The sequence below is a fragment of the Hyphomicrobiales bacterium genome, from assembly GCA_016710435.1.
Lineage (GTDB): Bacteria > Pseudomonadota > Alphaproteobacteria > Rhizobiales > Aestuariivirgaceae > Aestuariivirga.
In genome coordinates this window covers 278,779-300,143 of sequence record JADJVV010000001.1, presented here as the reverse complement: position 1 = coordinate 300,143, position 21,365 = coordinate 278,779, and the positions used below count along the sequence as shown (strand labels likewise).

Sequence of the window (21,365 nt, the reverse complement as noted above, 5' to 3'; positions counted from 1 at the left end):
GTTGCGCCATTTTCGTGGCAAACCCGGCATGTGATATGAAGGAAATGGACGAGGGAGAATCATGATGGGGAAGCTGTGGCTGGGTACAGTCCTGTTTGCAGGTCCGCACCTCGCGTCCACTGTGTTTCCCGTATTGCGCGACCGGGTGAAGCGACGCCTGGGCGAGGGTCCGTTCAAGGGACTTTATGCGCTGGTCTCACTGGCGGGCGTTGTGCTGCTGGTGTTGGCCTATTTGCAGGCCCGGTCCGGCGGGGGCAGTGTTCTCCATGAGCCGTGGAATGGGTCGCGGCATCTCAACATGCTGCTGTCGCTGGCCGGGTTCATCCTCATGGCGTCGGCGCGGGGGCAGGGCTACATCCGCAGGGCGGTGAAGCATCCGCAGTCGCTGGGCATGGCGCTGTGGGCAACCGGGCACATTCTCGCCAATGGTGAAATGGCGGTGGTGGTGATCTTCGCGGCCATCCTTGTCGTGGCCCTTGCCGACATCGTGTTCAGCCTGGGGCGGGGCAGGGTGCCCACGCACGCACCGCAGCTCCGCTCTGATCTTGTTGCCATCGCAGGGGGAACAGTGGTCTACCTCGTGCTCCTTTTTGGTTTTCATCCTTACATTCTCAACGTACCGGTTCTCTGATGACGCTTCTTGTCCTTCTTCTCATTGCCTTCACCGTGGCGCATATCGTTCCCGCCATTCCGCGTGCCAAGGCTGCCGTGCAGCGGCGGCTCGGCAAATCCTATGGCGCCATCTACGGCCTCACCTCGCTCGTGCTGCTGGTGCTCTGCATCTGGGCCATGCGGCATGCGGAGCCGGGATTCTTCTATGACCCGCCCGTGTGGGGGCGGCATGCCAATTTCCTCTTCACGCTGGTGGCCTTCATCTTCATCGGCATCTTCATCGGCCGCGGGTCGTGGCGGAATGCCGTGCGCTATCCCATGGCCATCGCGGTCTGCTTCTGGGCGACGGGACATTTGCTGGCCAATGGCGAGGCGACCCGGGTGGTCTTCATCATCGGCCTCGCTGCGGCAGCCCTGCTGCATGCCTTCCTGGCCTCGCGACTCACACAGCGCGAGCCTTTGGTGGAGCGCGGCGGGCATAATCTGTTCTCCGTCCTGATGGGCATCGCGCTCTATGGGCTGATGGCTCAGTTGCATGGCGTCATCATCGGCGTTCCCGTCATCGACCTGTCGAGTTTCGGACCGTGAGAGGCAGGATCATCGGACTGGCTCGCCGCGCCGAAAGCCGGTTGCCGATGGAGGAAATGCAGGTCGCGGTTCTCACGCCTGATATCGGTGTGCTGGGAGATTGCAAGGGCCGCAAGTTTCCGGACCGGCATCTCACCATCCTGGCGGTGGAGGACTGGCAGGCGGCACTGCTTGATCTCGCAGGACCCGCAGGCCCGCCTGATGTTCCGTGGACAGGCCGCCGCGCCAACGTGCTGGTGCAGGGGTTGAAGCTGCCGCGCGGCCCCGGTGCCATCCTCGGGCTGGGTGATTGCCTCGTGCAAGTGATGCGGGAAACGACGCCGTGCAGCCGCATGGAGGATGCCTTCCCCGGATTGCGCCTGGCGCTGTCGTCCGACTGGCGGGGCGGCGTTATCTGCAAGGTGCTGACCGGCGGCGGGATCTCCATCGGTGACCATGTTCAGGTCCTGACGCAGCCCAGCGAGCGCAAGAAGGTTGTCTTGCCGGGGGAATAGGCTCCGCGTTAAGGTGGGCCATCATGTCCCAGCACACACCGCAGAAGCGGACCACGGCCCCCGATATTCGCGCCCGCAAGGGTGGCGCGCCCATCGTCTCTCTCACCTCGTATCATGCCCACACGGCGGCGATTGCCGACAAGCATGTGGATTTCCTCCTGGTGGGCGACTCACTCGGCATGGTGATGCACGGGTTTGAATCGACGCTGCCGGTGCCGCTCGAACTGATGATCATGCACGGGCGCGCGGTCATGCGCGGCGCCAAGAAGGCGCTCGTCGTCGTGGACATGCCCTTCGGCTCGTATGAGGAGAGCCCGGCGCAGGCGTTCCGCAATGCGGCGCGCGTGGTGAAGGACACCGAATGCGGTGCGATCAAGCTGGAAGGCGGAAAGCGCATGGCCGAGACCATCCGATTCCTCACGGAGCGCGGCGTTCCCGTGATGGCGCATGTGGGCCTGACGCCGCAGTCCATCAATGTGCTGGGCGCTTTCAAGGCGCAGGGCCGCAAGGTGGAGGAGTGGGCCGCGATCGAGGAAGATGCCCGCGTGGTGGCGGAGGCGGGTGCCTTTGCCGTGGTGCTGGAGGCGGTGGCAGAACCGCTGGCGGCCAGGATCACCAAGCAGGTCGACATTCCGACGATCGGCATCGGTGCCTCGGCTTCCTGTGACGGCCAGATCCTCGTGATGGAAGACATGCTGGGCCTCAGCCCGCGGGTGCCGCGCTTCGTCAAGGAATTCGGCAAGATCGGTGAAGCGATTGACCGCGCCATCGGCATGTATGCCGAAGACGTGCGCAGCCGCGCTTTCCCCGGCAACGAGAACACCTACGCCGTCAAGGAGTAAGGCTCCGCTTCCGGCCTTCACGAAAAAGACGAGAATCAGCCTATCATGGGGCCATGGACAACTGGCGGCCCAACCGGCGGCATGTGCTTGCGACTGCGGCAATCGTTACAGCCGGCATGCGGCGCGTGCAGGCAGAGGAAGCTGCGGTCCCGGCTGCGGCGGGTCCATTCCTTTCGGCCGAAAAGGCAACCGCGTTCCTCATGGGGCCAGATGTTCCGCCCACGGATGTTTGGCGTTTCCGCACCCCGGAGAAGCTGCCGATCCTGCGGGCAAAGCAGGGCTCAGAATTTCGTTTCCGCGCCATCAACACGCTGGAGCAGGACCTGTGGCTGCACCTGTTCGGCGTGCGCGGACCTTCCGACATGATGACGGTCGCCGTACCGTCCGGCACCGACGGCAGCATGGAGATCGTGTTCACGCCGCCGGATGCGGGCACCTTCTGGTTCGGACCACTGGTCGATGCCTCGCGCCAGCGCGACATGGGACTCACGGGCATGCTGATCGTGGAGGAGGCAACTCCGGCGGCGCCTTTCGTTGATATCCCCATCATCATCGACGACTGGATTCTCGATGGCGGTGGCAAGATGGATCAGTCCTTCGGCGCCCTGGATGCCGCGATCGGGCAGGGCCGCATGGGCAACTGGTTCACCGTGAACGGCGCCTACAAGCCGCGCATCGATGTTGACCGCTCCAGGCCGACGCGGCTCAGGGTGCTCAACGTCTGCAACACGCGTACCATTTCCCTGCAGCTCAAGAACGTTGATGTGATGATCGTCGCCGAGGATGGCCAGCCCGTGCCACCGCGCGCTCCGGGGCTGGAAGCGCTCGCCCTGGCACCGGGGCAGCGCATGGACATGGTTATTGCAAACATCCTGGAACAGGGCGTGATCTCGCTGGACCTTCAGGAAGACGTGGTGGAAGTCGCCTTTCTGGTGGCCTCGGGCAAGGCGGGGGAAGGATTGCCGGAGAATTTCAAACTGCCGGACAATCCGCTGCCCCCCGTGCCGGAGGGTGAGCCGCGCGCCGTGACGCTGGAACTCGCGGGCGGCGAAAAGGGCGGCTTGCAGTCGGCGCGCGTCGGGGATGCAACGCTCGACCTGCGGCAGCTTCTGGAGAAGGGCCTCGCCTGGGCCGTGAACGGTGTGGCGGGGCTCGGCGGTCCGTTCCTGTTCGAGGCCAAGCAAGGGGAGGCGTTGGTTCTCACCGTCGACAACAAGACGGGCTTTCTCCAGCCGCTGCACGTCCACGGGCATGTGTGGCGGGTGATCGAGCAGGACGGCAAGCCGGTGGAGGATGCGCCGTGGCGCGACACGGCTGTGGTGGCGGGAAATGCCGTGGCCAAGTTGTTGATGGTGGCGGGCAATCCCGGACCCTGGGCCATCCAGAGCCTGATCGCCGAGCGCAGCGATGCGGGGCTGATCGGGGCCTTCAAGGTGACCTGACCCCTCGGGGGATATGCCTTGATTTGGCCGTCTGGCTCGTTTACGCGTCCACCCAACAGCATGAGGCGCGGGTATCGTGACAGATGAATCTCTGATCCGGGAAGTGGACGAAGAAGTCCGCCGGGATGAATACAAGAAACTCTGGGACCGCTTCGGCAACCTTTTCACAGTTTTTGCCGTGCTTGTCGTGGTTGCAGTCGCCGCCTTCAAGGGCTGGCAGTATTACCAGCAGACGCAATCGGAAGCCGCGGCCATTGTCTACAGCGAAGCCGTCAAGAAGGCTGGCGAAGGCAAGTTCGAGGACGCGCTCTCGGCCCTGAAGGCCGTGAACCACCAGGGCTACGGCCAGCTGGCCCGCCTGCAGGAAGCGTCCGTTCTCGCCGAGAAGGGTGACGCCGAGAAGGCTGTCGCCGCCTATGATGCCATTGCCGCAGACCCGGCCATTGATCCGCTGCTCGCCGACGTGGCGCGCATTCGCGCCGGCTACCTGCTCGTCGATACGGCCAAGCCGGATGAACTGCTGGGCCGCCTTGGCAGGTTCGACAAGGACAGCGAAGTATGGCGCAACCAGGCGCGCGAGATCTTCGGCCTCGCGGCCTATCGCACCGGCGACTTCGTCATGGCGGACCGCTACATGAATGCGATCTTCGCCGATCCGGAAACACCGCCGGCGATGCGCCAGCGCGCCCAGGTGATGGTGCAACTCATTGCACCCAACCTGCCCAAGACGTGACCGCCACCATGAACAGCCGTACGCTCATTGCCGTCGTTGCCCTCTCCATCGTCCTTGGTGGATGCAGCACGTTCAAGAAGCTGACCGGCAAGAACGACGGCACCGTGCTGCCCGGCCAGCGTGAGGACATCCTCACGCCGGACCAGTACACTGCCAAGAGCCAGGACCTTGAACCCCCGGCAGGAGGCGCTGCTCCGCCACCCGCGCCGGCCGAAACACCTGCGCCCGCCCCCAAGAAGGGCGAGGCCTGCGACCCCACTGTTGATCCCGATTGCGTCGAGCCGCCGGCCGCCGGGACCAACAAGGGCATTTTCAACGACGGCTAATGAGCTTCACAGTCGCCATTCTCGGACGGCCGAACGTCGGCAAATCCACGCTGTTCAACCGGCTTGTGGGGCAGAAGATTGCCATCGTCGACGATACGCCCGGCGTCACCCGTGACCGCCGCGAGGGCGATGGCCGCCTGGGCAACCTCCATTTCCGCATCTTCGATACGGCCGGTCTTGACGATGCCGCGAAAGGCTCTCTGGCGGCGCGCATGAGCGCGCAGAGCGTCGATGCCGCGAAGCTCGCCGATGTGATCCTTCTGGTGATCGACGCGCGTGCTGGCGTGACGCCGACCGACCGTGATTTTGCCCAGCGCATCCGCAAGCTGGGGAAGCCCGTCATCCTGGTCGGCAACAAGGCGGAGTCCCGCGCGGCGCTGCCGGGTCTGGGCGAAGCGAACAGCCTTGGTTTCGGCGAGCCGCTCGCCGTTTCCGCCGAACATGCCGAAGGCCTCGATGGCCTGTACGATGCACTCGTTCCCTTCGCGCGCAAGCAGGCGCAGGACGAGGCGGACGACGGTGAAGTGGATGTGGCGGACGAAGGCGAAGAGGGCGAGGAGCGCAAGCGTCCGCTGAAGCTCGCCATCATCGGCCAACCCAACGCAGGCAAGTCCACGCTGGTCAATGCGCTTCTTGGCGAGGACCGGATGCTCACCGGTCCGGAAGCCGGGATCACGCGCGATGCCATCGTCAGCGATTGGTCCTGGAAGGGCCGCGCCATCAAGCTGTGGGATACAGCCGGCATTCGCCGGAAGTCGCGCGTGCATGAGAAGATCGAAAAACTTTCCGTGGCAGATGCCCTGCGCGCCATCCGCTTTGCCGAATGCGTGGTCGTGCTGATCGACGCCACGTTGCCGATCGAGCGGCAGGACCTGTCGCTGTGCGACCTCGTCGGGCGCGAGGGACGGGCCGTGGTGCTGGCCCTCTCCAAGTGGGATGCCGTGGAAGACAAGTCGGGCACGCTCCGCGAAGTCGAAAGCAAACTGGAAGACGTGCTGCCGGAAATCCGCGGTGTGCCCGTGGTGACGCTCTCGGCCAAGCAGGGCCGCGGTACCGACAAGCTGATGAAGGCCGTGTTCGATGCCGACCGGCGCTGGAACATGCGCGTGACCACGAGCAAGCTGAACCGCTGGCTGGAAGGGGCGCTGGAACGGAACGCGCCGCCCGCACCTTCGGGCCGCCGCATCAAGATCCGCTATGCCACGCAGGCCAATGCTCGGCCGCCCACGTTTGCGATCTTCGGCAACCAGCTCAACAAACTTCCGGAAAGCTACCTGCGCTATCTGATGAACGGCCTGCGCGCGGATTTCGGCCTCGACGGCGTGCCCATCCGCTTCGCCCTGCGCGGCGGCAAGAATCCGTACGAAGACAAATAGTTCAGAACTGCTTGAACAGGCCCTTGGCGTCGTATTTCCAGACGCCGCCGTTGTCGGTGAAGGCGGGCAGGCACATGTCGATCATCTGCAGAGAGACCTCTTCCGGCGTGGGAAGCGTCATGGGATCTTCACCCGGCATGGCTGTGGCGCGCATGCGGGTGCGGGTCGCTCCCGGCGAGAAGCAGTTGGTGCGCACGTTTGTCGTCGCCATCTCGCCCGCGTAGGTGCGCATGATGGCTTCCAATGCTGCCTTGCCGACGGAATAGGGGCCCCAGTAGGGCGTGCACTTGAAGGCGAGGCCTGAGGTAACGAAGATCACCCGCGCCCAGTCTGCACTGCGGAACAAGGGATCGAGCGAGCGGAGGAAGCGGTAGTTGGAAGTGACATTCACATCCATGGCTTCCGCCCAGACCTTGGGATCCACATGGGCCATGGGCGTGAGCTTGCCGAGGGAGCCGGCGTTGCCGATGAAGATGTCGAGCTTCTTCCAGCGTTCGAAGATGGCAGCGCCGAGGCGGTCGATGCCGTCATAATCGCGCACGTCGAGGGGCACGAGGGTGGCGGTGGAGCCGGCGGCGCGGATGGCGTCGTCCAGTTCCTCAAGGCCGCCCTGCGTGCGCGCCGTGGCGATGATGTGGGCGCCTTCGCGCGCCAGGTGAACAGCGGTCTCGAAACCGATGCCCCGTGAAGCGCCGGTGATGAGCGCGATCTTTCCGTCCAGCCGTTTGGTCATATGGGTCAGCCCGCTTCCGCCAGCAGGGAGAGCTGCTGCTTGGCGGCCTCGCCCACGTGATCCGTGAGATGGGTGGGATATTCGCCGGTGAAGCAGTGATCGGTGAACTGCGGCTGGGCGTTGTTGCGGCCTTCGTAACCGGCGGCCTTGTAGATGCCGTCGACGGAGATGAAGGCGAGCGAGGTGACGCCGATATATGCGCGCATCTCTTCCAGCGTGTGCGTGGCGGCAAGCAGCGACTTCTGCTCCGGTGTGTCGATGCCGTAGAAATCCGGATGGGTGATCGGCGGACTGGCGATCCGCATGTGCACTTCCTTGGCGCCAGCCTCGTACATCATGCGCACGATCTTGACCGACGTGGTGCCGCGCACCACTGAATCATCGATCAGCACGATGCGCTTGCCTGCCACTACCGAGCGGTTGGCGGAATGCTTCAGCTTTACACCGAGCGAGCGGATGGTCTGTGTCGGCTCGATGAAGGTGCGGCCCACGTAGTGATTGCGGATGATGCCCAATTCGAAGGGGATGTTCAGCTCCTGGGCATAACCAAGGGCTGCGGGAACGCCGGAGTCCGGAACGGGCACGACTACATCCACATCCGCCGGGGCCTCACGGGCCAGTTGTCTGCCCATCTTCTTGCGCACATCATAGACAGAGCGGCCGCCCAGCACGGAATCGGGACGGGAGAAATAGATGTATTCGAAGATGCAGGGCCGGGCCGGCTGGCGCGGGAAGGGCCAGTGGCTTTCGATGCCATCTTCCGAAATCACCACCACTTCGCCGTTCTCGATCTCGCGCACGAAGCGCGCGCCGATGATGTCGAGGGCGCAGGTTTCCGAGCAGAGGATGTAGGCGCCATTCAGTTCGCCCAGCATGAGAGGGCGGATGCCGAGGGGATCGCGCGCGCCGATGAGTTTCTTGTTGGTGAGGGCGACGAGGGCATAGGCGCCTTCCACGCTGCGCAGTGCATCAATGAAGCGCTCGATCATGCGGCCGCGTTGCGAGCGCGAGACGAGGTGCAGCACCACTTCGGTGTCGGAGGTCGATTGGCAGATGGCACCCTGCGCAATCAGTTCGCGCCGCAGCGTGAGGCCGTTTGTGAGGTTGCCGTTGTGGGCGACGGCAAGGCCGCCCGCAGCGAGTTCGGCGAAGAGCGGTTGCACATTGCGGAGAATGGTTTCGCCCGTGGTGGAATAGCGCACGTGGCCCACGGCGGAGTCGCCCCGCAGGCGGTCGATCACCTTCTGCGTCGAGAAGTGGTCGCCGACGAGGCCCATGCGGCGTTCGGCGTGGAAACGGTTGCCATCAAAGGTGACGATGCCGGCGGCTTCCTGGCCGCGGTGCTGCAGGGCATGCAGGCCAAGGGCCGTGAGTGCCGCCGCATCGGCGTGGCCATAAATTCCGAACACGCCGCACTCTTCGCGCAGCGTGTCGCCATCAAGCTCAAGTTCGTCAGTCGGCATCATGTGCGGGGTCTCACTGGTCGGAACCGCTGCCGCCCATGGCGGGCGGGTTGGTGGTGGTGGCACCGTCGATGAGGTTGTCGAGGCCCTGCTGCTGGCCGTTGTTCAACGTGCCGCCATCGGGCGTCACCGGCGCTTCAGGATTGGTGGGCAGCGCGGTCTTGGTGAGCGTGTCGGCGATGTCGGGCGGCATGAGGCTGATCAGCATGTTGCTCACGGTCTGGATCAGCGGCAGGGTCTGGGCGTTGCGGATCCAGTCCTCGTGCTTGTCGGGCGGATTGGCCCAGGAGTAAAACATGTAGGCGATGGCCACGAGGACAAGGCCGCGGCCGATGCCATAGATGAAGCCGAGGGTGCGGTCGAAGGCGCCGACGGATGATTCCACAACCGAATCCGAAATCTTGACGCTGATGATGGAGACGATGATGAGCACCAGGATGAAGGCTGTCGCCGCGATCACGGCCTGGGCGATCTTGTCGTTGTTCACGTAGGGCAGGACGAGGTCAAAACCCGGCTTTTTCTGGAAGGCAAACCAGGCCGCCACGGCGGCGAGGCCCCAGGAAATCAACGACAGAACCTCGCGGGTGAAGCCGCGCATCAGGGCCAGTAGCCCCGAAATCAGCATGATACCGAGAAGAATGAGATCGAGAACCTGAAAAGGCATGGGCCGGCGTCCTGGTGGGTCGGGAAATCGCGGCCCCTTATAGTGGCTAACTCGTTGCCGCGCTATGCGATTCTCCGCAGTCCCTTTGAACGGGAAGCAACCCATGCGACGAGGTCGGCGACGGTGGAGAGGCCCCGTGTGGAGAGGCCTTTTACGCTCAGCGCCTCGGCCTGTTCGGCGATGATGGCGTCGATCAGGCCCAGTTTCTGGGCTTCCTTGAGCCGCGCCTCGCTCTGGCTCACGGGCCGGATGCTGCCGGAGAGGGCGATCTCGCCAAAGAGCACGGTGCCATGGGGAATAATGGTGTCGGAGAGTGAGGAGAGCAGGGCGGCGGCCACGGCGAGGTCGGCTGCCGGTTCCTTCAGACGCAGCCCGCCGGCCACGTTCAGGTAGACATCATGCTGGCCCAGTGACACCCCGGCGCGGGCATCCAGCACGGCGAGAATCATGGCGAGGCGGTTCGAATCCCAGCCCACGGCGGTGCGGCGCGGCGTGCCGAGCGGCGAGGGCGAGACGAGGGCCTGCACTTCCACCAGCAGGGGGCGCGTACCCTCCATGCCCGCAAACACGGCCGTTCCCGGCGAGGCCCGTTCGGAGGATCCCATGAACAGTCGCGACGGATTGGTGACTTCGCGCAAGCCGCCGTCCGACATCTCAAAGACGCCGATTTCATCGGTGGGGCCGAATCGGTTTTTCACGGCGCGCAGGATGCGGAACTGGTGGCCGCGGTCGCCCTCGAAATAGAGGACGGCGTCGACGAGATGTTCCACGACCTTGGGGCCGGCGATCTGGCCATCCTTGGTGACGTGACCGACGAGCAGCACGCAGGCGCCCTTCTGCTTGGCAAAGCGCACCAGTGCCTCCGAGCCCGCCTTGAGCTGCGAGACGGTGCCGGGGGCCGATTCGATGACCGGCGACCAGAGGGTCTGGATCGAATCAATGACGACGATGGAGGGCAGGGTGCCTTCGTTCAGTGTGGCGATGATGTCGGACGTGTTGGTTTCTGCCGCCAGCAGCACGGGCGCATCGTCCAGCCCGAGGCGCTGGGCGCGGAGCCGGACCTGGGCAATGGCTTCCTCGCCCGAAACGTAGATGACGCGCTCACCCTTGCGGGCCAGCGAGGCGAGGGCCTGGAGGAGGAGGGTGGATTTGCCGATGCCGGGGTCGCCGCCGATCAGCACGGCTGAGCCGGGCACGAAGCCGCCGCCCGCCACCCGGTCCAGTTCCGAGACGCCGGTTTCGATGCGGGGCGGGCTTGCCGTGTCGCCCTTCAGGGCATGAAGTCGGGTGGCACGGCCCTTGGGCAGGGCCTGTCCCTTGGCGCCAGCGGCTGGCGCCTCGCGGGCTTCTTCGATGATGGAATTCCATGAACCGCAGCCGTCGCAGCGGCCGGTCCATTTCGCGTGGGTGGTGCCGCAGGACTGGCAGACGAAATCAGAGGAGACTTTGGCCATGGCCGCGCATACCACGGAACAGAGAGGGAACGCAATATGCACCAATTCCCCGACGGGGATGCCTTGAACCGCTCTTGCTTGACCAAACGGTCAATTGGCGCTTGTCTGACCCGCAGTCTGGCTCAGCCAGCGAAAACAATGCGTACATTGCGCCCCGGCGCAAACACAAGGGAGCACGCACTAATGAAAACATTCAAAACACTCGCCCTGGCCTCGGTCTTCGGCCTCGCTGCAGCGGCGACGGCCTCCGCGGCCACGCTGGACGACGTGAAGGCCAAGGGCTTCGTGCAATGCGGCGTCAGCCAGGGGCTGATCGGCTTCTCCAACCCCGATGACCAGAACAACTGGACCGGCCTCGACGTGGATTTCTGTAAAGCGGTGGCCGCCGCGGTGTTTGGCGATGCCACGAAGGTGAAGTTCTCGCCGCTCAATGCCAAGGAACGTTTCACGGCCCTGCAGTCAGGCTCGATCGACGTGCTCTCGCGCAACTCCACCTGGACCATGAGCCGCGACACGACGCTGGGCCTCTCCTTCGCGGGCGTCACCTATTATGACGGCCAGGGCTTCATGGTGCCCACCAAGCTCGGCGTGAAGTCGGCGACGGAACTGAACGGCGCATCGGTCTGCACCCAGACCGGCACGACGACGGAATTGAACCTGGCCGACTACTTCAAGGCCAACAAGATGGAATACAAGATCGTCGCCTTCGAAAAGAACGAAGAAGTGCTCAAGGCCTATCAGGAAGGCCGTTGCGATGTGTTCACCACCGACCAGTCCGGCCTCTATGCCGAAGTGCTGAAGTTCCCCACCCCGGCTGACCACATGGTTCTGCCGGAAATCATCTCGAAGGAGCCGCTGGGTCCTGTCGTGCGCCAGGGTGATGCGCAGTGGTTCAACATCGTGAAGTGGACCTACTACGCGCTGCTCAATGCCGAAGAACTCGGCGTGACGCAGGCCAACGTGGAAGAGATGAAGGGTTCCGCCAATCCGGAAATCCAGCGTCTGCTCGGCGTCAACGTCAAGAATCCCGACGGCACGGACGCCGACAATGATTTCGGCAAGGGCATTGGCCTTGGACCGGATTGGGTCGTCAACATCGTCAAGGGTGTCGGCAACTACGGTGAAGTCTTCGAGCGGAACCTGGCGCAGTTGAAGATCGCCCGTGGCAAGAACGCCCTGTGGAACCAGGGCGGCCTGCAATACGCCCCGCCGATCCGCTGATCGCCCGTGACATCGCCCGCCTCCCTCGTGGGGGCGGGCATCGTCTTCTCATGGCTTCAACACGCGGGCGGGACTGACCATGACCACGGCCGACGACAAGCGACTCACTTCCGCCCCGCCGAAGGGCAGTGGAATGGACTGGCTCTACAGCGCCAAGCTGCGCGGCTGGGTGAGCCAGATCGTGGTGCTGCTGCTTTTGCTCTGGGGCCTTTATGAAATCGTCCAGAACACCCAGGCCAACCTGGCGCGCCTGAACAAGCATTTCGGTTTCGATTTCCTCAGCCAGTCGTCCGGCTTCGATCTTTCGACGTCACTCATCTGGTATTCGTCGTCGTCCAATTATGCCCGTGCACTGCTCGTCGGCTTCTACAACACGGCGCTGGTGGCCGTGCTCGGCATCATCTTTGCCACGTTGCTCGGGTTCACCATTGGCGTGATGCGCCTCTCCAAGAACTGGATCGTGTCACGCTTTGCGCTGGGCTATGTGGAGCTTGTGCGCAATGTGCCGCTGCTGGTGCAGATCTTCGCCTGGTATGCGCTGGTGCTGAAGCCGCTGCCGGGACCGAAGCAGGCCTATACGTTCTTCAACAGCAGCCTGTTCCTCAGCAATCGCGGTCTGCTCCTGCCGCATCCCAATTTCGCCGATGGCGCCTGGGCGGGGCTTGCCGGACTCGCCATCGCCATTGCGGGCGTTGCCATTTTCCGACGCTGGGCCGCCCGGAAACAGGCACAGACAGGCATCGCCACGCCGACGGTCATTCCGTCCATCGCTGCCCTGATATTGCTGCCGGCGCTTGGGCTTCTTCTCGCGGGTTGGCCTCTGAGCTGGGACTTCCCGGAACTGGCGGGCTTCAATTTCCGCGGCGGCATGACGCTGGTGCCGGAATTCTTCGCGCTGTTCCTCGCACTCGTCATCTATACCGCGTCATTCATCGCCGAGATCGTGCGCTCCGGCATCCTTGCCGTCAGCCACGGGCAGACAGAAGCGTCGCAGGCGCTGGGGCTTGATGGAAACCAGACGCTGCGCCTCGTTGTCATTCCGCAGGCGATGCGCGTCATCATTCCGCCGATGGCGAGCCAGTATTTGAACCTCACCAAGAATTCCTCGCTCGCCGTGGCGATCGGCTTTCCCGATCTCATGTATGCGGGCGGCACCGTCAACAACCAGTCGGGTGCGGCGATCGAGGTGTTCTCGATCGTGCTCGTCGTCTATCTCGCAACAAGCCTGGTCACGGCCACGCTGATGAACTGGTTCAATGCACGCATGAAGCTGGTGGAGCGCTGACATGACCGGATATGTGCGCACCGAAGACGCGCCCACGCTGCCTGCTCCCGCAGACCTGACCGGACCATGGGCGGCCGTCCGCAAGCGGCTGTTCCCGACGCCCATCAGCAGCGTCGCGGGGCTTTTCATTGCCGCGCTGGTCTTCTGGGTGGTGTGGAACCTCATTGACTGGGCGATCATCCGTGCGGTGTGGTCGGCACCGGATCGGGAACTGTGCAATGCGCCGGGTGCCGGCGCCTGCTGGCCCTTTGCCTTCGCCAAATTCCATCAGTGGATGTACGGCTTCTTCCCCATGGAAGAGCGCTGGCGGGTGAACGTGGTCTATATCCTCGGTGTTCTCTCCATGGCGGCGCTGCTCATTCCCTCCGTGCCCGGCAAGCCGTGGTCGGCGCTGTTCTTCTTTGTCGTCTATCCCGTCATCACCTTCGTGCTCTTCGTCGGCGGCATGTTCGGCCTTCCGTTTGTGGAAACCACGCAGTGGGGCGGGTTGATGGTGACGCTGGTGCTGTCGGTCACGTCCATGGTGGTCTCGGTGCCGCTCGGCATCCTGCTGGCATTGGGGCGGCGCTCGACCATGCCCATCGTCAGCCTGCTCTCCACCATCTTCATCGAGGTGGTGCGCGGTGTGCCGCTGGTTCTGGTGCTGTTCATGGCGGCCAACATGTTCCCGCTCTTCATGCCGCCCGGCGTCAATCCCGACAAGCTGCTCATCGCCATCATCGGCATGGCATTGTTTGCCTCGGCCTACATGGCGGAAATCATCCGCGGTGGATTGCAGGCCATTCCCAAGGGGCAATACGAGGGTGCGCAGGCGGTGGGGCTTTCCTACTGGAAGATGATGGGACTCATCATCATGCCGCAGGTCATCAAGATCGTCATTCCGTCGATCGTCAATCACTTCATCAGCCTGTTCAAGGACACGAGCCTTGTCACCGTTGTCGGCATCCTCGACCTGCTCGGCATGGTGCAGACGGGATTCAACGACGCCAAGTGGGCGAGCGCGCAGACCGGCAACACTGGCTACTTCGTGCTCGCATCCATCTACTGGATGTTCTGCTTCGGCATGTCGCGCTATTCGCAATTCATCGAGCGCAAGCTCGCCACAGGCACCAAGAGGTAATCCATGGCAACTCCGGAACAACCCGCTGTCGCGCTCAAGGGTGTCAACAAGTGGTACGGCCAGTTTCACGTGCTGCGGGACATCAACCTCGAGGTGGCGAAGGGCGAGCGCATCGTCATCTGCGGGCCTTCGGGCTCGGGCAAGTCCACCATGATCCGCTGCATCAACCGGCTTGAGGAACACCAGCAGGGTGACATCTCGGTCGATGGCATTCCGCTCACCAACAACCTCAAGAATATCGACGAGGTGCGGCGCGAAGTCGGCATGGTGTTCCAGCACTTCAACCTGTTCCCTCACCTCACCGTCATGGAGAATTGCACGCTTGCGCCCATCTGGGTGCGCAAGATGCCCAAGGCGGAGGCGGAAGCGCTGGCGATGAAGTATCTCACCCGCGTGAAGATTCCGGAGCAGGCGCTGAAATATCCGGGGCAACTTTCCGGCGGTCAGCAGCAGCGCGTCGCCATCGCGCGCGCGTTGTGCATGAATCCCAAGATCATGCTATTCGATGAACCCACCTCCGCGCTCGATCCCGAGATGATCAAGGAGGTGCTGGACGTGATGGTGGACCTTGCGCAGGGTGGCATGACCATGTTGTGCGTGACGCACGAGATGGCCTTCGCCCGTCAGGTGGCGAACCGGGTGATCTTCATGGACCAGGGACAGATCGTGGAGGAGAACGAACCCAACGCGTTCTTCAAGAATCCGAAGAGCCCCCGCACCAAGATGTTCCTCGAACAGATTTTGCACTGAGCCCATTTGGTTCCATGACAAATTTGTGAGTTGAGCGGTTTCTCTTTCCTCACCTAGTCTTCTTCTCCGGGCGGCATTGCCTTGAGAGGAGAGAGCCATGAGGACTGTCAGACTTCTTCCCGTGATTTTTGCCGTGGCGGCCTTTGCCGCGCCCGCATCCGCCGAGATGGCCGACATGACTTTCTTCGTCACCAGCGCCAATCCCGGCAAGGGCGGGGATCTCGGCGGGCTGGATGGTGCGGATGCCTACTGCGCTTCGCTCGCGAAGGCCGCGGGAGCGAAGAAGACTACTTGGCATGCCTATCTCTCCACGACAGGCGCCCAGGGCGAGGCGGGCGTCAACGCGCGTGACCGCATCGGCAAGGGACCGTGGCAAAACGCCAAGGGCGTGGTGATTGCGAACTCCGTCGATGAACTGCATTCCGACAAGAACAACCTCACAAAGGACACCGCCCTCACCGAGAAGGGCGAGACGGTGAAGGGGCGTGGCGATGAGCCCAACACGCACGACATCCTCACCGGCTCCGATCCCTCCGGCATGTATTCGACAGCGGGCGGCGACACGACCTGCAAGAACTGGACGTCCGGCACCGATGGCTCAGCCATCGTTGGCCATCATGACCGCATGGGGCTGAAGCCGACGCGCCACATGATGTCGTGGAATTCGTCCCACGGTACGGCGGGCTGCAGCAACGAGGCGCTGGTGAAGACCGGTGGTGCCGGGCTGTTCTATTGCTTCGCCGAATGAGGCTTTGACGCAAGAGTCCCCGGGGTTTACCTTTGTGGGCAAATCCCGGAGGCCCTGATGCGCAAACATTTCCTGATCACGACATTGTCGCTCGCATTCCTTGCAGCGACCGGACTTGGGGCCTTGACGGCGCAGGCGCAAGAGCGGCTGCGCCCTGTCGGGTCTGTGACTTACGAGCCGCTTCCGGCAGAACCGGAGACCGGCGTCATCCAACTGGATCCGGAGAACCGGCGCCTGCGCGCCTTCCGCATCGCGGCGGCGCAGGGCAGTGCCGAAGTCCGCTCTGTCACCGTTGTCTATGGCAATGGCGAGCGGGAGCGCGTGCGTGTGCGTCAGTCGCTGGCGGAAGGTGAACGCACGCCGCTGCTGCGCCTGGAACGTCCGCGCCCCGTGCGGGCGATCGAAATCAGCTATGTGCCGCGCGGCAAGGTGCGCCTCGTGCTTCTTGCGGATGCCGGCGGACCGCCACCGCCGCCGCCCATGAACTGGGTGGATCTCGGGTGCAAGAGTGTCGGTTTCCTCGGCGACAAGGACAAGCTGGTCATCAATTCCGACCAGCCGTTCCGTTCGCTCCGCCTGCGCTCCACGGGCTATGACATCGAGATGCTGGAGATGCTGGTGATCTATGGCAACGGCTCGCGCGACAACTTTGTGATCCGCCAGGTGATCCCGTCGGGCGCCGTGACCCGTCCCATTGACCTGCGCGGTGAACAGCGCCGCATCAGCCAGATCAACTTCCTCTACCGCTCGACGGCGATCGGCACCGCCAAGACACGGCTGTGCGTGGAAGGCCTCGCCGCCCGCGACAGCCGGGGCGGCGACGGCGAGGAAGATTTTGGTGACGGGCAGTAAGGGTTGATCCGTTACGCCTCGTAGACGACGCGGCCGTCGCAGATGGTCATCACCGGCTTGACGGTGGCGATTTCGCCGGCCGGCAATTTTTCCATGTCGGCATTGAGAACAGCGACGTCAGCGAGATAGCCTTCGCGCAGCATGCCCTTGCGGGCTTCCATGAATTCCATGTGCGCACCTGCAAGGGTGAAACCGTGGATCGTGTCCATCAGGCTCTGGGCCTGGTTGGGGCAGTCCGGCTTCAGGGGACGTGCGGTCATGGCTGCCTGCATGCCGAGGAACGGGTCGAGCGGGGCCACCGGCCAATCCGATGAGAAGGCAATGGCGGCACCCGTGTTGCGGAGCGTCTGCCAGGCATAGGCATAGGGCAGCTTGTCACCGACGCGGCTGAGGATGGGTTCGGGTGGGGCGCCGGGCACGCCGATTCCCGCGATGGGCTGCAGCGAAGCGACGACGCCGAGGGCGGCGAGGCGCGGAATATCGGCAGGGTCGATCAACTCGATGTGCTCGATCCGATGGCGGGAGTCGCGCTTGCCGTTGACGCGCTGTGCATTCTCGTAGGCATCGAGGGTGGTGCGCACGCCGCCATCGCCAATCGCATGGGTGGAGACCTGCAGGCCGTGGGCATCGGCGCGGGCCACGATGGCGAGCATCTCGTCGTGGCTGTAGAGCGGCGCACCCTTGTTGCCGGGATGGCCTGGATAATCCTCCAGCATCTGGGCCGTCAGTGTTTCCATGACACCGTCGATGAACAGCTTCACGCGGCCTGAATGCACCATGTCCGTCTGGTAGTCGCGGCGGAAATCCACCGCTTCGTCAACGTCGGCCAGCTTCATGGTGTTGCGGAAGTGGAAGGGCACTTCCAGCCGGGCGTTGAGTTCGCCGCGTGTTTCGAGATCGTGCAGCAGCTCCAACTGGTAGCGGTTGCCATCCATGTTGTGCATGGTGGTGATGCCGAGGGCATTGGCGTGGGCGATGCCGGTGCGGATCGTTTCGCGGTCGGCGTCGCGTTGTGCAGGGTCACCTTGTCGGGGTCGCGCCCGGTGACAATGCCCAATGACTCGCGCCCGCCGCTGGCTCCCATGGCGAGGATGGGGGCGAAGGCTTCGAATTCGCGCAACTCGCCGGTGGCCAGACCATCCGCGCCCATGACGATTTCATTGCCGGTGTTAAGCGTCCGCCCGTTGAGGATGCCAGCCACCTCCAGCGCCTTCGTGTTGGCCCAGCAGGTGTGATGATCAAAGCAGCCGATGGCGAAGGGAACGTCCGCCACGATGCGGTCCAGCAGGTGGCGGGTTATGGGCGTGCCCGCACCGAAATGTTCATGCGTGGCCCCGATCACATGGAGAAAAACCTGACGCGGATTGCGGGCCCGGTAGTCACGAACCGCCGCGGCAATCGCATCGAAGCCGTGGATGCCATAGATGTTGAGCAGCGGCAGTTCGGCGGCACCGATGAAGAGGTGCACATGTCCCTCGATGACGCCGGGAATGACCGTGTTGCCCTTGTTGTCGTGAACGCGCGTGGTGGCACCCTTCAGTTCCATCACCGCCGCGGCGCTGCCCACGCGGAGGATGGAATTGCCACGGATGGCAAGGGCCTCGGCGAAGGGCTTCTCCCTGTCCATGGTGATGACGCGGGCGTTGGTGATGATGAGATCGGCAATCATGGGTGGTGTGTTCCTCTGCGGTGACTTTGCCGCCTTGACCTGTCTGCTTCAAGGGCGCAGCATGGAGCCAGTTTCAACAAGCGGAAGGAGGTGATCTGATGTCGAGTGATTTCACTGTGAAGGAAACCTTGGTTCGGATTGCCCACCTTGGAGGCCAGTGCTTCTAAGGGGGAACCTGACGCGGGTTCAGATCGTACGGCCCGCGTTTCCTGCCACAGGATGATTACGGAAGGGCCGCCAGAAATGGCGGCCCTTTTCGTTCAGGCCTTCAGCACGTCCATCTGGATGGGGCCTTCGGCGCGGCCGTGGATGAACTGGTCGACGTAGGCGCTGCCGGACATGTTCACCTTGTTGGCTTCGCCCTGCCAGATGATCTGGCCCTTGTGGATCATGGCGATGTCGTCGGCGATCTTGCGGGCAGAGGCCATGTCGTGGGTGATGGAGATGGTGGTGGCGCCGAGGCGCTTCACGCAATCCACGATGAGGTTGTTGATGACGTCGGCCATGATCGGATCCAGACCGGTCGTCGGTTCGTCGAAGAAGATGATCTCGGGGTCGGCTGCGATGGCGCGGGCGAGGGCGACGCGCTTCTGCATGCCGCCGGAAAGTTCCGCCGGATAAAGCGCGCCCACATCGGCGGACAATCCCACCTGGGCCAGCTTGTCGGTGGCGATGTCGCGGGCCTGGGCGCGCGCCACCCCGCGGCCCTGGATCAGGCCGAAGGCCACGTTCTCCCAGACGGGGAGCGAGTCAAACAGGGCCGCACCCTGGAACAGCATGCCGAAGCGGGAGAGGAAGGCGTCACGGTCCTTGCCACGCAGGCCGATCACGTTTTCACCACCGACGGTGATGTTGCCGGCATCAGGGCGGATGATGCCGAGGATGCATTTCAGCATCACAGACTTCCCCGTCCCCGACCCGCCGATGACCACCAGCGAACGGCCTTTCTTCACGGAGACCGACAGGCCGCGCAGCACCTTCTTGGGGCCGAAGCTCTTCTGCACATTGTCGAGGACGATATGGCCTTCCATCATCAATCCCCGAACAGCAGCGAGGTGAGCAGGAAGTTGGCGGCGAGGATCAGGATCGCTGATGAGACCACCGCGTTTGTAGTGGCACGGCCCACGCCCTGCGCACCGCCCTTGGAGTTGAAGCCGTGGTAACAGCCCATGAGCGCGATGATGAAACCGAAGACGGCCGCCTTGATGAGACCGGAGGTCACGTCGCTGGTGTGCAGGAAGTCGGCGGTGTTCTTGAGGTAGGCGTACTCATTGAAGCCAAGCGAACGCGTGCCGACGATGTAGCCGCCGAAGATGCCGATGGTATCGCCGATGCCGACCAGCAGCGGCAGCGAGATCACGGCGGCGAGAAGGCGGGGGCCGACGAGATATTTCTGCGGATTGGTGGAGAGCGTCACCAGCGCGTCGATCTGTTCGGTCACGCGCATGGTGCCGAGTTCGGCGGCGATCGAGGCGCCGACACGGCCAGAGACCATCAATCCCGCCAGCACCGGTCCCAGTTCGCGGGTGATGCCCAGCGCCACGATGCTCGCCACCAGGCTTTCGGCATTGAAGCGGGACGAGCCGAGGTAGATCTGCAGCGCCAGGGCGCCACCGGTGAAGAAGGCCGTCAGCGCAACGACCGGCAGCGAGGTGTAGCCGATGCGGAAGAACTGCAGCGCGATCTGGCGGATATAGTAACGCGGCGTCAGTCCCTGCAGCAGGGCAACACGGGCGAAAAGAGAGATGCGTCCGGTCTCGGTCATCACGCCGAGCGCCATCCGACCTATGCCTGCGAGTGGATTCATGATTCCCCTGGATTCGCCGTGCCTGAGTACAGTCTGGCATAGCGGCTTCCGAGCCTTGTGAGCAACTCATAGGAAATGGTGCCGGCCCAGCCTGCCGCCTCGTCGATGGGAAGGCGGGGGCCGAGGATTTCGGCGCGGGTGCCGCGCGTCACCTTCGCCTTGGGAAGGGCGGTGACATCCACGCCCATCATGTCCATGGAGATGCGGCCCACGATGGGGCAGCGCTTGCCAGCCACAACGACCTGTGCCGGGCCATCCTTCTGGCGCGAGGAGAGATGACGCGGCACGCCATCCTTGTATCCGGCACCGAGGATGGCGATGCGGCTGTCGCGCGGCGCCTTCCACGTGGCGCTGTAGCCGACGCTCTCACCCTTCTTCACGTCGCGCACCTGAAGCACCGCGCCCTCAAGGGTCGCCACCGCCTTCATGGGGTTCTTTTTTCCGGGCGTGGGGTTACCGCCATAAAGGGCGATGCCGGGGCGGCAGAGGTCGTTGACGTAGTCTTTGCCGAGGAAAATTCCCGAGGAATTTGCGAGGCTTGCTGGAACATCCGGAAGCAATTTGCGAAGTCGCCCGAAGCGCTGCATCTGCACCTTGTTCAGCGCATGGGGCGGATCATCGGCGCAGGCGAGGTGGCTCATGAGGAGGGCGATGCCAAGGCCCGAACGGAGGCCCGCATCTTTCACGAGGACGTCGAATTCCGGCAGCGTCAGGCCGAGGCGGTTGATGCCGGTGTCCACATGGATGGCGCAGGGCAGGGCACGGCCATAGCGGCGGCCAAAAGCAGCCCACTCGCGGGCTTCCTCAAGCGAAATCAGAGCCGGCCGCAGATCATTGCGGGCATAGAATTCGGCCTGGCCGGGAAAGAGTCCGTCGAGCACGTAGATGACCGCCTGCGGCAGGAGGGCACGCAGGTCTTCGCCTTCCTTGGTGCGCGCCACGAAATAATCGCGGCAGCCTGCGTCCCACAGGGCGCGCGCCACGGGTTCGAGGCCAAGGCCGTAGGCGTTCCCCTTCACCGCCGCGCCGCAGGTGGCCTTGCCGGCCTTCTTGCTGAGCGCGCGGTAATTGTCCTGCAGGGCAGCGAGGTCAATCGAGAGCACGGCGCCGGCAAGATCGGTCGGAATGGCATTGGTCATCATGGCGCGCCGCCCTTACGGCAGGGCTGGACCTGTTGCAACCGCTG

At 63.6% G+C, this 21,365-nt stretch carries 23 protein-coding genes; 14 read left to right on the top strand and 9 right to left on the bottom strand.

The genetic code is table 11. The features are described 5' to 3' along the window. Positions 1 to 61 precede the first annotated feature (61 nt). From IPM06_01470 to der, 8 genes are all read left to right on the top strand, one after another. Positions 62 to 631, top strand: coding sequence for an NnrU family protein (locus IPM06_01470; protein MBK8769082.1), 570 nt, complete (start codon positions 62 to 64; stop codon positions 629 to 631). Beyond that, complete coding sequence (locus tag IPM06_01465) at positions 631 to 1,200, top strand: hypothetical protein (protein ID MBK8769081.1); 570 nt, start codon at positions 631 to 633, stop codon at positions 1,198 to 1,200. The genes IPM06_01470 and IPM06_01465 overlap by 1 nt, the downstream gene beginning before the upstream one ends. Continuing rightward, positions 1,197 to 1,694: an MOSC domain-containing protein gene (locus IPM06_01460; protein ID MBK8769080.1), complete on the top strand. Its 498-nt coding sequence runs from the start codon at positions 1,197 to 1,199 to the stop codon at positions 1,692 to 1,694. Before IPM06_01465 ends, IPM06_01460 begins: the two co-directional genes overlap by 4 nt. A 23-nt stretch (positions 1,695 to 1,717) precedes the next feature. After that, the gene (panB, locus tag IPM06_01455; protein ID MBK8769079.1) at positions 1,718 to 2,536 is read left to right on the top strand and encodes a 3-methyl-2-oxobutanoate hydroxymethyltransferase; all 819 of its coding nucleotides are present in this window, start codon (positions 1,718 to 1,720) and stop codon (positions 2,534 to 2,536) included. A 53-nt stretch (positions 2,537 to 2,589) separates the two neighbouring features. Then, positions 2,590 to 3,978: a multicopper oxidase family protein gene (locus IPM06_01450; GenBank protein MBK8769078.1), complete on the top strand. Its 1,389-nt coding sequence runs from the start codon at positions 2,590 to 2,592 to the stop codon at positions 3,976 to 3,978. 76 nt (positions 3,979 to 4,054) lie between these two features. Next, positions 4,055 to 4,711, top strand: coding sequence for a tetratricopeptide repeat protein (locus tag IPM06_01445; GenBank protein MBK8769077.1), 657 nt, complete (start codon positions 4,055 to 4,057; stop codon positions 4,709 to 4,711). Positions 4,712 to 4,719: 8 nt separating this feature from the next. After that, a complete protein-coding gene (locus IPM06_01440; protein MBK8769076.1) occupies positions 4,720 to 5,037 on the top strand; it encodes a hypothetical protein in 318 nt (105 codons plus the stop codon). Continuing rightward, positions 5,037 to 6,413: a ribosome biogenesis GTPase Der gene (der, locus tag IPM06_01435; protein MBK8769075.1), complete on the top strand. Its 1,377-nt coding sequence runs from the start codon at positions 5,037 to 5,039 to the stop codon at positions 6,411 to 6,413. The genes IPM06_01440 and der overlap by 1 nt, the downstream gene beginning before the upstream one ends. Before the next feature lies 1 nt (position 6,414). Here the strand turns inward: der and IPM06_01430 are convergent, their stop codons facing one another. The 4 genes from IPM06_01430 to radA form a co-directional block, all read right to left on the bottom strand. Next, a complete protein-coding gene (locus tag IPM06_01430) occupies positions 6,415 to 7,146 on the bottom strand; it encodes an SDR family NAD(P)-dependent oxidoreductase (GenBank protein ID MBK8769074.1) in 732 nt (243 codons plus the stop codon). A 5-nt stretch (positions 7,147 to 7,151) separates the two neighbouring features. Further along, positions 7,152 to 8,612 (bottom strand): amidophosphoribosyltransferase, encoded by a 1,461-nt coding sequence (locus IPM06_01425; protein MBK8769073.1) that lies wholly within the window; start codon positions 8,610 to 8,612, stop codon positions 7,152 to 7,154. Between the two features lie 10 nt (positions 8,613 to 8,622). Continuing rightward, positions 8,623 to 9,273 carry a CvpA family protein gene (locus IPM06_01420; GenBank protein ID MBK8769072.1) on the bottom strand — a complete coding sequence of 217 codons (651 nt, stop codon included), beginning with the start codon at positions 9,271 to 9,273 and terminating at the stop codon, positions 8,623 to 8,625. Between the two features lie 62 nt (positions 9,274 to 9,335). Beyond that, positions 9,336 to 10,727 (bottom strand): DNA repair protein RadA, encoded by a 1,392-nt coding sequence (radA, locus tag IPM06_01415; GenBank protein MBK8769071.1) that lies wholly within the window; start codon positions 10,725 to 10,727, stop codon positions 9,336 to 9,338. A 183-nt stretch (positions 10,728 to 10,910) separates the two neighbouring features. Here radA and IPM06_01410 point away from each other — a divergent pair, with 183 nt between their 5' ends. The 6 genes from IPM06_01410 to IPM06_01385 all read left to right on the top strand — a co-directional run bounded on the left by IPM06_01410 (position 10,911) and on the right by IPM06_01385 (position 16,703). Next, positions 10,911 to 11,948 carry an amino acid ABC transporter substrate-binding protein gene (locus IPM06_01410; GenBank protein MBK8769070.1) on the top strand — a complete coding sequence of 346 codons (1,038 nt, stop codon included), beginning with the start codon at positions 10,911 to 10,913 and terminating at the stop codon, positions 11,946 to 11,948. A gap of 79 nt (positions 11,949 to 12,027) precedes the next feature. Beyond that, the gene (locus IPM06_01405; protein ID MBK8769069.1) at positions 12,028 to 13,233 is read left to right on the top strand and encodes an ABC transporter permease subunit; all 1,206 of its coding nucleotides are present in this window, start codon (positions 12,028 to 12,030) and stop codon (positions 13,231 to 13,233) included. 1 nt (position 13,234) lies between these two features. Further along, complete coding sequence (locus IPM06_01400; GenBank protein MBK8769068.1) at positions 13,235 to 14,353, top strand: amino acid ABC transporter permease; 1,119 nt, start codon at positions 13,235 to 13,237, stop codon at positions 14,351 to 14,353. 3 nt (positions 14,354 to 14,356) lie between these two features. After that, complete coding sequence (locus IPM06_01395) at positions 14,357 to 15,103, top strand: amino acid ABC transporter ATP-binding protein (protein MBK8769067.1); 747 nt, start codon at positions 14,357 to 14,359, stop codon at positions 15,101 to 15,103. A gap of 97 nt (positions 15,104 to 15,200) precedes the next feature. Beyond that, positions 15,201 to 15,851, top strand: a complete 651-nt coding sequence (locus IPM06_01390; protein MBK8769066.1) for a hypothetical protein — start codon at positions 15,201 to 15,203, stop codon at positions 15,849 to 15,851. 57 nt (positions 15,852 to 15,908) lie between these two features. Further along, the gene (locus tag IPM06_01385) at positions 15,909 to 16,703 is read left to right on the top strand and encodes a hypothetical protein (protein MBK8769065.1); all 795 of its coding nucleotides are present in this window, start codon (positions 15,909 to 15,911) and stop codon (positions 16,701 to 16,703) included. Between the two features lie 11 nt (positions 16,704 to 16,714). Here IPM06_01385 and IPM06_01380 read toward each other — a convergent pair whose 3' ends face one another. From IPM06_01380 to alr, 5 genes are all read right to left on the bottom strand, one after another. Next, positions 16,715 to 17,647 carry an amidohydrolase family protein gene (locus IPM06_01380; GenBank protein ID MBK8769064.1) on the bottom strand — a complete coding sequence of 311 codons (933 nt, stop codon included), beginning with the start codon at positions 17,645 to 17,647 and terminating at the stop codon, positions 16,715 to 16,717. Next, positions 17,536 to 18,372, bottom strand: a complete 837-nt coding sequence (locus tag IPM06_01375) for an amidohydrolase family protein (GenBank protein ID MBK8769063.1) — start codon at positions 18,370 to 18,372, stop codon at positions 17,536 to 17,538. Before IPM06_01375 ends, IPM06_01380 begins: the two co-directional genes overlap by 112 nt. Before the next feature lie 260 nt (positions 18,373 to 18,632). Then, the gene (locus IPM06_01370) at positions 18,633 to 19,406 is read right to left on the bottom strand and encodes an ATP-binding cassette domain-containing protein (protein MBK8769062.1); all 774 of its coding nucleotides are present in this window, start codon (positions 19,404 to 19,406) and stop codon (positions 18,633 to 18,635) included. Further along, on the bottom strand, positions 19,406 to 20,179 hold the full coding sequence (locus IPM06_01365) for an ABC transporter permease (GenBank protein ID MBK8769061.1): 774 nt from the start codon (positions 20,177 to 20,179) through the stop codon (positions 19,406 to 19,408). Before IPM06_01365 ends, IPM06_01370 begins: the two co-directional genes overlap by 1 nt. After that, positions 20,176 to 21,318: an alanine racemase gene (gene alr, locus IPM06_01360; protein MBK8769060.1), complete on the bottom strand. Its 1,143-nt coding sequence runs from the start codon at positions 21,316 to 21,318 to the stop codon at positions 20,176 to 20,178. Before alr ends, IPM06_01365 begins: the two co-directional genes overlap by 4 nt. Between the last annotated feature and the right edge of the window lie 47 nt (positions 21,319 to 21,365).